This window comes from Streptosporangium minutum, from assembly GCF_002149035.1.
GTDB classification, from domain to species: Bacteria; Actinomycetota; Actinomycetes; order Streptosporangiales; family Streptosporangiaceae; genus Streptosporangium; species Streptosporangium minutum.
In genome coordinates, this window is record NZ_NGFP01000298.1 from 1 (window position 1) to 10,653 (window position 10,653).

Consider the following 10,653-nt stretch of genomic DNA (forward strand, 5'->3'; position numbering starts at 1 on the left):
GGCGGGGAGAGGCTCGCCGGGCGGCCAGGTGTCGTCTCTCGCGGGTGCCGTCTCCCGCCGGGGCCGCCGCCCGAGGTCTGAGTCCCTACATCCATCGATGTACGCCCCGGATGGGTCCGCGTAACGATGTCCGGCCGCCCGGGGCCGGACATCGTTGAGATGTGACGACGCGACGTATCGACGTGCTGGACGTGCTCAGGGGTGTCGCCATCGTGGGCACGCTGGGCACCAACATCTGGATCTTCACCAGCCCGGCCGGCCCCGAGGGCCTGCTGGACGCGCTGGGCCAGACCGGGACCGTGGAGACCTTCCTCCGCTTCCTGGCCAACGGCAAGTTCCTGGCGCTGCTCACCCTGCTGTTCGGGGTCGGGCTGGAGCTGCAGTACCGCTCGGCCGCGCGCCGGGGCGCGCCCTGGCCCGGCTGGTACCTGTGGCGGGCGGGGCTGCTGTTCCTCGAAGGGCTGATCCACTATGTGCTGATCTTCGAGTTCGACGTGCTCATGGGCTACGCGCTGACCTCGATCATCGTGGCGTACCTGATCGGCCGGAGCGACCGGGCGGTCAGGGCCTGGATGATCACCGTGGGCTCGGTGTTCACGGTGCTGGTCGGACTGGTCACCCTCGCCCTGGCCTACGGCCGGGCCGGCATGGCCCCGCCGGCCGCGGCGCCGTCCACGCTGTTCTCCGAGGGCTCCTACCTCGACCAGGTCGCCGCCCGGATCGAGCTGATCGGCGTCTACCGGATCGAGGCCGTGTTCATCGTCCCGATGGGGATCGTGCTGTTCCTGCTGGGCTCGCGGCTGATGCGCGCCGGGGTGTTCGAGGAGTCCGGGCGGGGCGCCGTCCTCCGCCGGAAGCTCATGGTCATCGGGTTCGGCGTGGGCGCCCCGCTCAACCTGCTGACCTCCTTCGCCGGGGAGACCTGGTTCCTGGTCGACCGCTACCTGCTCCCCCCACTGGTGGCGCTGGGCCTGCTCGCCCTGGTCACGACGCTCGTCCACCGGATGGCGGGTGCTCCCGGCCTGCTGCGGCGGGGCCTGACCAACGTCGGACGCACCGCGCTGAGCTGCTACGTCTTCCAGAACCTGGCCGCCGCGGCGCTCTGCTACGGCTGGGGGCTGGGGCTGGCCGCGCGGTTCGACGGGCTGCGCCCGTGGTGGGTGATCGCCGCCTGGGCGGGTGTCTGCGCCCTGTTCATGACACTGTCCACGCTGTGGCTGCGCCGCTTCGAGCGGGGGCCGCTTGAGCTGGTCTGGCAGTGGGCGTATATGGCACCCCAATCCCATCTGCAGACAAATGATAAAGTAATGGACAATTCCATCAAGCGTTAGGGTCCGGTTTGTCGCGGAGGGTCGTCGGTACGGTCGCCGCCCTTCTGCTGGCTCTGTTCGCCTTCGTCCACGCGCCGCTTCCGGCCCCCCACGGACGCCATCACGAGCCTGGACTCGCGATCACACTGGCGGGGGGCGCGCTGCTCCCCCCGTCCGTCCATCATCAGGCGGACCGCTGCCTGCCCCCGCCGCACACGGAAGCGGCCGAGCCGGGGCAGGGGACACGGACTCCGGCCCCACGACCCCGGACGGCCCCCACCGCGCGGGCCGTACGCGACAGCTCCGAACCCCGGGCGCCTCCGTCCGGCGATCTGTGACGCCCTGACACCAGATCGCTCGACGGAGGTTTTCATGTTCTACGAATGCGCGTTCACCATGCCCGGAATCTGCCCCGAAAGGGGTCACCGTGGCACTGGGTGACGCTCTCATCGCCCTCGGCGGGTCCTTCCTCGCCGCGGGGATCATCGCCAGGCTCGGCACCCGGATAGGGCTGCCGACCATCCCCCTGTTCATGCTCGCGGGCATCATCTTCGGCCCGCACACGCCCGGTCTCGCCCTGGTCGACAACCCGGCGGACCTGAAGGTCATCGCCGCGCTCGGCCTGATCTTCCTACTGTTCTACCTCGGCCTGGAGTTCTCCCTGGACGASCTCGTCCAGGGAGGCAGGCGGCTGGTGCTGGCGGGGGTCCTGTACATCCTGCTCAACGTCGGCGGCGGACTGGCCTTCGGATTCGCTGTCGGCTGGGGGAGCAGGGAGGCCCTGGTCCTGGCCGGCGTCATCGGCATCTCCTCCTCGGCCATCGTGACCAAGCTGCTCGTCGACCTCGGGCGGCTCGGCAACCCGGAGAGCCGCCTCATCCTCGGCATCATCGTGGTCGAGGACGTCTTCCTCGCGCTCTACCTGGCCGTGCTGCAGCCGGTGCTCAGCGGTGCCGACACCTTCGCCGCCGCCGCGATCTCCTTCGGCAAGGCGTTCGCCTTCCTGATCGTGCTGACCGCGCTGGCCCGCTGGGGGACGCGGCTGGTCAACACGCTCGTCACGACCAGGGACGACGAGCTGCTCGTGGTCATGTTCACCGGTCTGGCGATCTTCACCGCCGGCGTCGCGGAGGAGCTCGGCGTCTCCGACGCCATCGGAGCCTTCATGATCGGACTCATTCTGAGCTCGACCAAGGCGGCGCCGCGCATCCGCCAGCTCGTCCACCCGCTCCGGGACGCCTTCGCCGCGCTCTTCTTCTTCGCGTTCGGCCTGTCCATCGAGCCGGGCGACATGCTCTCGGTGGCCTGGCCCATCGTGATCGCGGTGGCGATCACGGTGCTGCTCAACGTCGTGGCCGGTGTGCTGGCCGCCAAGCTGAACTCCTTCGGCAGGATGGAGGCGGTCAACATCTCGCTCACCGTCCTGTCACGCGGCGAGTTCGCCCTCGTCCTGGCGACCATGGCGCTGGCCGCCGGGCTGGACACCAGGCTCGCGCCGTTCATCGCGGGGTACGTGCTCGTGCTCGCCCTGCTCGGACCGCTGATCGCCAGCCGTTCGGAGCCGATCGCCCGCGCACTCCCGGGAGGGAGGAAGCGACGAGGGCGCGGGGAACCGGAGGAGGGGGACTCCGTCCCCTGAACCGCCCCGGCGGCCGGTGTGTCCGGTGCGATCAGCGCGGAGTCACGATCGAGCGGAGGGTGTCCAGCACCGTCGCGTCCTCGATGGTCGAGGGAACCGGCTCGTCTACGCCCTCGGCGATGCCGCGCATGGTCTTGCGGAGGATCTTGCCCGACCTGGTCTTCGGCAGCGCCGGGACCACGTCCACCTCCTTGAACGCCGCCACGGCGCCCACCTGATCGCGGACCGCCCGGACCAGCTCGGCCCGTAGTGCCGCGGGGTCGGTCTCCACCCCGCTCTTCAGCACCACGAAGCCACGCGGGACCTGCCCCTTCAGCTCGTCGGCCACCCCGATCACCGCGCATTCGGCCACGGCCGGATGCGCGGCCAGCGCCGCCTCCATGGATCCGGTCGACAGCCGGTGCCCGGCCACGTTGATCACGTCGTCGGTGCGGCCCATCACGAACAGGTAGCCGTCCTCGTCCACGTAGCCGCCGTCGCCGGTCAGGTAGTGGCCGGGGAAGGCCGACAGGTAGGAGTTCACGTAGCGCTCGTCGTCCTGCCAGAGCGTGGGGAGCGTGCCGGGCGGGAGCGGCAGCCGGATGCAGATCGCGCCCTCCTCGCCGGGGGCGCACTCGGCGCCCGAAGGCGTGAGCACACGCACGTCGTAGCCGGGGACGGGCACGGTGGGGGAGCCGGGCTTGATCGGCATGGGCTCCAGACCGCGCAGGTTGGCGGCGACGGGCCAGCCGGTCTCGGTCTGCCACCAGTGGTCGACCACCGGGAGGCCGAGCCTGTCCGACGCCCAGTGGTAGGTGTCGGGGTCCAGCCGCTCTCCGGCGAGGAACAGCGTCCGCAGCGACGAGATGTCGTAGTCGCCGAGCAGGACCGCCTCCGGGTCCTCCTTCTTGATCGCCCGGAACGCGGTCGGCGCTGTGAACAGCGCGTTCACCCCGTGCTCGGCGATCACCCGCCAGTAGGCGCCCGCGTCCGGGGTGCCGACCGGCTTGCCCTCGTAGAGCACGGTCGTGGCGCCGAGCAGCAGCGGGCCGTACACGATGTAGGAGTGGCCGACCACCCAGCCGACGTCGGAGGCCGCCCAGAACACCTCGCCCGGCCCGATGCCGTAGACGTTCGTCATGCTCCACAGCAGCGCCACCGCGTGCCCGCCGTTGTCACGCACGACGCCCTTGGGCAGGCCGGTGGTCCCGCTGGTGTAGAGGATGTACAGCGGGTCGGTCGCCCGCACCGGCACGCACCCGGCCGGCTCGGCGTCCGCGCTCGCCCAGTCCACGTCCCTGCCGGGCACGAGCTCCGCCGGCGCCTGCTCGCGCTGGAGGATCACGCAGTGCGCGGGCCGGTGCCCGGCCAGCTCCAGCGCGGCGTCCAGCATCGGCTTGTACGGCACCACCCGGCTGGGCTCGATCCCGCAGGAGGCCGACACGATGACCTTGGGCCGCGCGTCGTCGATCCGGGCCGCCAGCTCCTTGGGCGCGAACCCGCCGAACACCACCGAGTGCACCGCCCCCAGCCGGGCACAGGCCAGCATGGCGATCACCGCCTCCGGGACCATCGGCAGGTAGACCACCACCCGGTCGCCCTTCTCCACGCCGAGCGAGCGCAGCACCCCGGCGAACCGGGCGACCTCGTCGAGCAGCTCGGCGTAGGTGTATCGGCGGAGGGTCCCGGTGACGGGACTGTCGTAGATCAGCGCGACCCGGTCGCCGTGCCCCGCCTCGACGTGCCGGTCGAGCGCGTTGAAGCAGGTGTTCAGCTCCCCGTCCGGAAACCATCGGTAGAACGGGGGATCCCGGTCGTCCAGTGCCCGGCCCGGCGTCCGGGTCCAGGTGACGGCCCTGGCGGCCTCGGACCAGAACCCTCCGGGGTCGGCGATGCTACGGGCGAAGGCGTCGACGTACGACATCAGACCATCATGCTCTCCCGCGAGCGCTTGGTCGAGACACCGCTCCGGCGGGGGCGCGTCCCCGCGCCGGTCCGGTCCGGGTCGCCTGCCCGTGGCAGGCCGCCTCCCACCGCCGGCCGGTCAGATCACGGCCCGCGCCCTGGCCCGGTCCCGTCAGGCGTTGAGGTCGCGTGTCTCGGCGGATTGGTCCCGTCAGCCGTCCAGGTCGCGCCCTTGGCGGGTTGGTCCCGTCAGCCGTCCAGGTCGTGCGCCCACGGCGGGTTGGCTCCGGCCACCGAGCAGGTGAGCGCGGCGGCACGGGTGGCGAAGGCCGCCGCATCCGTGGCCTCGTCGAGTCCGAGGGTGTCGAGCCGCCCGCCGAGCAGGCCGGAGGCGTGCAGCCGGTGCAGGAAGGCGGCGGTGAAGGAGTCGCCGGCACCGACCGTGTCCACGACCTCCGTGGCGGGGGCGGGCACCGTCGCCCGCTCGCCGTCGAGGGAGACGGTCGCGCCCCGGGGGCCGCGGGTCACCACGATCAGGCGGGCGCCCGCGGCGTGCCAGGCGTCGCAGACCTCTTCGAGAGACTCATCGGGGTGGATCTGCCCCAGGTCGTCGTCGCTCAGCTTGACGATGTCGGCGAGCGCGCACCACAGGGGCATCCGCTCCCGGTAGACGGTCAGGTCGACGAAGGCGGCGCGCACGTTGGGATCGATCGAGACGGTGGCGTGGACGGCGGTCCTGGCCAGCAGTTCCTCGACGTGCTCCGCGCCCGGGGCGCCGACCAGGGCCATGGAACCGGTGTGCAGGCAGGAGACGTCGCCGAGCCGCTCGGCGGTCAGCTCCGCCGTACTCCACTGCCAGTCGGCCGAGCCCTCCGCGTAGAAGGTGTAGCCGGCCTGCCCCGACTCGTCCAGGGTGGCCACCGCCAGGGTGCTGGGCTCGTCGGCGGTGACGCAACCGGTCAGGTCGACCCCCGAGGCGCCGAGGTGGGCGCGGAACAGGGCGCCGAAGCCGTCTCTGGAGATCCGCCCGAGGAAGCGGGTGGGAGTGCCGAGGCGGGAGAGGGCCACGGCGGTGTTCGCGGGACTCCCGCCGGGGAGGACGCGCAGAGTGAGCTCTCCCCGCGACGCGGTCCCGGTCGTGAAGGCATCGGCGACGCACTCGCCGAGCACGGCTACCTGGGTGTGGGGCATGGGGCCGCCTTTCTCGGGACGTTACGGGAGGCGCTCCGGTGACGTCGCCGGCCCTTCACCGCGCTGGGCCATTGAGATTTCTTCCCGGGGAGTTCATCGCCCAGGGCAACTGATGTCAACGTTGACATATAGGCCCCTTCCATTGGCGAATGTCCTCGGCATGGAGTCCCTCGGATCCGGCCGGGGTCCGTGCGGATCCGAGGGCAGGCCGATCCCGTCCACCGTGAAGGCATATTCTGCCCTGATCGTGGGCGTCTTCCACGATGGCCCGCGGTCCGCGGGCCGCCGTTCGCCGATTTCCGGTGGTTCCCCGTGAGGGCCGGGGGCGGTGAGCCGCACCCCGGCCCCCGGCGGGTGACGCGGTCAGGCGGTCGGGCAGGGCTTTCCGGGCACGGTCAGCGCGGCCCTGGCATGGCTGACGACGATCTCGGCGCCTGCCACGGTGCGGATGTGGATGGCGTTGACCGCGACGCCGTTGCCGCCGGCGGTCGCCACCCGCTCGTTGATCACGACCTTGGCCACCAGCGGGACGTCGATCGTGAGGCCGGCGTCGGGATCGACGATCGCGACGCCGTTGACCTTCAGGTTGGTGAGCTCCACCCGGCCGGTGGTGCTCACGTCTCCGGAGTCGTCGCCGTGGGCCTTCGCCGTCGAGGTGATCTCGTCCGCGGTGACGAGGCCGCCGAGCAGGCTGAGGCGGGCCGTCGCGGCCGTGGCCGTGGCGGTGCGGAGCCCCGCCGCGTCGACCGCGCCCGAGGCCGTGGTGGTGATGACCCCCAGCGTGCCGAGGCCGGCCAGCGTGGCACTGGCCAGCGTGGCGTCGTCGGTGCCCGGCGTCCTGGTGCAGGTGATGTCGGACGGCGCGAGCGGCGGGACGCCGAGCAGCGGGGTGGTGACGCGGCCGCCGTGCGCGTGGGCGTCGAACACCAAGACGGGCGGGACGAACCTCACCTCGGCGCATCCCGGCGGGGTGATCCCGGCATGGGCGGTCAGGTCGTCGGCGCAGGTGGTGTAGGTGCCGGCCCGTGCGGACGTCACCGCCACCTTGACGGTGCAGGAGGCCTTGCCGGCGGCCAGAGTCCCGGTCACGCCGATCTGCCCGCCGCCCGCCGGTGCCGTCACCGTCGTGTCAGCGCAGTCGGTCACCGGCGCGGTCGCCGCGACGGTCAGGCCGGAGGGCAGCTTCTCCTTGAACGACCAGCCCTTCTTCACCGCCAGCTCGCTGGTGTTGGTGACGGTGAAGGTCAGCGTCGAGTGGGTGCCCACCTCGACCGACGCGGGACCGTAACCGACGTCGAGCTGGGGCGTGACGTCCAGGATCCGTACGTTGTCGTACGCGGCGTCGTTGCCGTAGCCGCTGGCCTGGAAGTTGACCAGCCGGAGCCCCACCGTGGAGCCGCCGAACAGCACGGGGCTGTTGCTGGTGTAGGTGCCCACGCCGATCCCGTTGATGGTCGTGCTGGGGTGGGCGCACGGCTCGATCGGGGTGGTGAAGGTGGGCACCGCCGTCGAGCCGTCCAGCAGGTAGAAGCCGAGCTTGGCGTGGTTGCCGTGGCAGTTGACCTCGGCGGCGTCGACCGAGAAGGTCAGGAAGCGGTTGGGTGCGCCGATGCCGACGGGCTTGACGGCCTCCAGCTGGGTCTTGCCCGAGCCGGGGTCGGCATTGGTGTAGGCGGTGACGGCGTGGTTGGTCGCCGGATCGCCGCCGGCCCACTGGCCCAGGGTGCCGGCCAGCTGCTTGACCGAGGCCCACCACCCGCCGCAGCCGCCGTTCGCCGGCTCGGTCGCCGGGTTGCGCTGCGAGGCTATCCAGCCGTTGCAGGCGGTCAACCATGCCGGGTCGGCGGTGTAGGTCTGGTTGGCGGGCGCCGCCCCGGTGTAGCCGGTGACCAGGATGGGCGTGGCCCCCTGGCCGTTCTCGAAGTCCTCGGCGAAGACGACCGCCGGAGCCTGCGGCACCCCCGGGGTGCCGGGGGCCGCCGTCGCGGCGCCGCTCTGGGCGACCACGGCCGATGCCGCCAGAACGAGTGTGGTGGCGCCGGCCAGGGCACGCCTGAACGTGCCGGGCACATGAAAACGCGCACGAGAATACTTCACCAGTGAATTCCTCCCAGTAAATCCATGACACCGCTGAAACCGGAAAGAGTCCGAACATCGCGTGTGTCCCGATGAGCCTGGTGTTTCGTTTTACCGGGCGGGCGGCAGGGCGGTTATCGGGAGGCGAATTGTCGGCACCTCCTTCGATAAAATGGCCTACCTCGCCGAGACTGTCAATGGTGATTCCTCTTTGCCCGTATTTGCCCAATAGTGGATGTGCTCCTCGCTGAGCAGCGCTGGAGTGCGGAGCGGGCATGCCGATTGCCGGGCATTTCCGGAACGGCGTAAAACAGGTCGCATATCTATCACTCTGATTAGACGTCCCGGGGTTTCCGGGCGGTGGTCTGCTTGGGAGTGGGGTTTCCGGCGGCCGGCGTATCCGGGGTCGGGGTGTCCGGAGTCGGCGTGTTCGGTGATCGTGGTTTCCGGCCGGCGGTGTGCTCATGCTCGGGGTTTCCGACGGCCGGCGTGTTCGGTGATGGGAGGTTTCCGGCCGGCGGTGTGCTCATGCTCGGGGTGTTCGGCGGCCGGCGTGTTCAGCGGCCGGGAGGTCCGGGTGTCCGGGTGCCGGGTGGTCGGAGTGCCGGGTGGTCGCGGTCGTGGGGCAGCCGTATCACGGTCCATCGGTGCACGCGGTTGTGGAGCGGCCCGGCCCGGCCCGGTGGGCCGCTACAGCCGGAATCCGACCCGTTGGGATGCTCTCATCGTGCTTCCCGCTGCGCAGCCGCAGCCGCAGCCGCAGCCGCAGCCGGGTCCGGCCTCAGGCCGTGATCACCATGCCCGAGGTGCCGTCCAGGGTGATCCGCTGGCCGGTGACGATGTGCTCGGTCGCGCGGGCGACCCCCACGACGGCCGGGATGCCGTACTCGCGGGCGACCACGGCGCCGTGGGAGTTGGCGCCGCCCATCTCCATGACCAGTCCTCCCGCGGTGAGGAACAGCGGGGTCCAGCCGGGGTCGGTGGAGGGGCAGACCAGGATCTCGCCGGGCTCCAGGTGGGCGCCGACAGGGTCGAGGACCACCCTGGCGATCCCCGTGACGCTGCCTGCCGAGGCAGGGGTGCCGGTGAGCGCGCCGTCCACCGGGGCCGACGTGGCGACGGCCTCAGGCTCGGTGCCGTCCGACAACAGGACACGCGGCAGGTGCCTGCGGCGCCGCTCGCGCGCGGCGTCCTCGCGCCGCTCGGAGACGATCATCCGCAGCGTCGCGAGGTACGGCGCGGCCGCGCCGCGGGACGCGGCCGGTGTGCTTCCCCCGGGGGCGGTTGGTGCGTTTCCTTCGGGCGCGGCTGGTGTGCTTCCTCCGGGGGAAGTCGGTGTGCTTCCTTCGGGGGTGGCCGGTGTGCTCTGCCTGGAGGAAGTCGGTGTGCTTTCTCCGAGGGCGGTTGGTGCGTTTCCTTCGGGCGCGGCTGGTGCGCTTTCTCCGGGGGAAGCCGGTGTGCTTCCCCCGTGGGTGGTCGGTGGGTTCTCTCTGGAGGCGGCCGGTGTGCTTCCCCCGGGGGCGGTCTTTCCGGGGGTGGTCGTGAGGGCGGTGCGGACCTCTTCCATGGTCAGGAAGAAGATGTCCTGGGGCGAGTCGAGGAGGCCGCGAGTGGTCAGGTCGGCGCCGATGGTCATCAGCTCGGCGCGCATGGCGGCCAGGATGGTCACCATGGAGAACTTGGGCAGCTCGCGTATGCCGGCCAGGGCCCGGGCCCGGCTCAGGGCGAAGCGGACGACCCGGCCCCGGACGCCTCCCACGCGGGCGCTCAGAGTCCTGATCATGAGAACGGCCTCCGCCGCGCCCCTGGCGAACAGGGCGTCGGGGGAGAGCGCGGAGTCCTCCAGCCGGAGGTAGTTGGCCAGGACGCCGATGACGTGCGTCGGGTCCTCCGACCAGCGGGGCACGCCGAGGTCGATCTCGGCGATCGCGCGGACGCCGTAGACGGACAGGAACTCCTTCAGGCCCCGCTCCACCGCACCGGGCAGCGTCCCGTCGCCGAAGCGGTCCGCCAGTTCGGCGGCCGGTGTGCCGAGCAGCAGGGAGGCGGCTTCCCGGTCGGCGCGGATCCGGGTGGCCAGGCGCCACAGCGCCAGGTCCATCTCTGTGGTCACGTTGTGCGGCAGTCCCCGCAGGACGGTCTGGAGCTCACCGGGTCGGGCGCGGTCGCCGAGGAGGCGGTAGGCCAGGCCGAGCATGGCGAACCCGGCCAGCGGCCCCGGCACGACGGTCGGCAGCAGGGGGACGGCGCGGGTGCCCAGGATCCGTTCGACGTGGTCGAGCCGTTCGAGGGCGGTGGCGTCCGCCGGAGCGGCCAGCTGTGTCCGGAGCCGTACTCCCAGCCGCTCCGCACGCCGGTGTGCCTTCTCGGGCTTCAGGAGGGCCTGCGCGGCGCGTGCCGGGATGCGGAAACGGATCGCGTTCTTGACGAGCCGGCGCAGGGCGGGGCGCACCGAGCGCTGGGTCACGCTGAAGCGGGGGTCGCCGGACAGGCCGCGCAGCACGGTGGCCGACCTGGCCTCCATCACGTCGAGCACCCGGGGCAGGCCCACCC

At 71.5% G+C, this 10,653-nt stretch carries 6 protein-coding genes; 2 read left to right on the forward strand and 4 right to left on the reverse strand.

Annotated features, from left to right (window positions below; genetic code table 11):
* The first annotated feature begins 161 nt into the window (after positions 1–161).
* Together CA984_RS38655 and CA984_RS38665 are read left to right on the forward strand one after the other, a co-directional pair.
* Positions 162–1,331 (forward strand): DUF418 domain-containing protein, encoded by a 1,170-nt coding sequence (locus tag CA984_RS38655; RefSeq protein ID WP_086578344.1) that lies wholly within the window; start codon positions 162–164, stop codon positions 1,329–1,331.
* Between the two features lie 406 nt (positions 1,332–1,737).
* On the forward strand, positions 1,738–2,949 hold the full coding sequence (locus CA984_RS38665; RefSeq protein ID WP_086578346.1) for a cation:proton antiporter: 1,212 nt from the start codon (positions 1,738–1,740) through the stop codon (positions 2,947–2,949).
* Positions 2,950–2,980: 31 nt separating this feature from the next.
* On the opposite strand, the gene CA984_RS38670 is transcribed toward CA984_RS38665, so the two are convergent.
* The 4 genes from CA984_RS38670 to CA984_RS48415 all read right to left on the reverse strand — a co-directional run.
* Positions 2,981–4,852 (reverse strand): propionyl-CoA synthetase, encoded by a 1,872-nt coding sequence (locus CA984_RS38670; RefSeq protein WP_086578347.1) that lies wholly within the window; start codon positions 4,850–4,852, stop codon positions 2,981–2,983.
* A 230-nt stretch (positions 4,853–5,082) separates the two neighbouring features.
* Complete coding sequence (locus tag CA984_RS38675) at positions 5,083–6,024, reverse strand: carbohydrate kinase family protein (protein WP_086578348.1); 942 nt, start codon at positions 6,022–6,024, stop codon at positions 5,083–5,085.
* A gap of 363 nt (positions 6,025–6,387) precedes the next feature.
* Positions 6,388–8,121, reverse strand: a complete 1,734-nt coding sequence (locus CA984_RS38680; protein WP_086578349.1) for a choice-of-anchor P family protein — start codon at positions 8,119–8,121, stop codon at positions 6,388–6,390.
* Between the two features lie 760 nt (positions 8,122–8,881).
* Positions 8,882–10,653, reverse strand: a 1,772-nt coding sequence (locus CA984_RS48415; protein WP_242676411.1) for a PEP-utilizing enzyme, incomplete at its 5' end; no start/stop codon positions are given.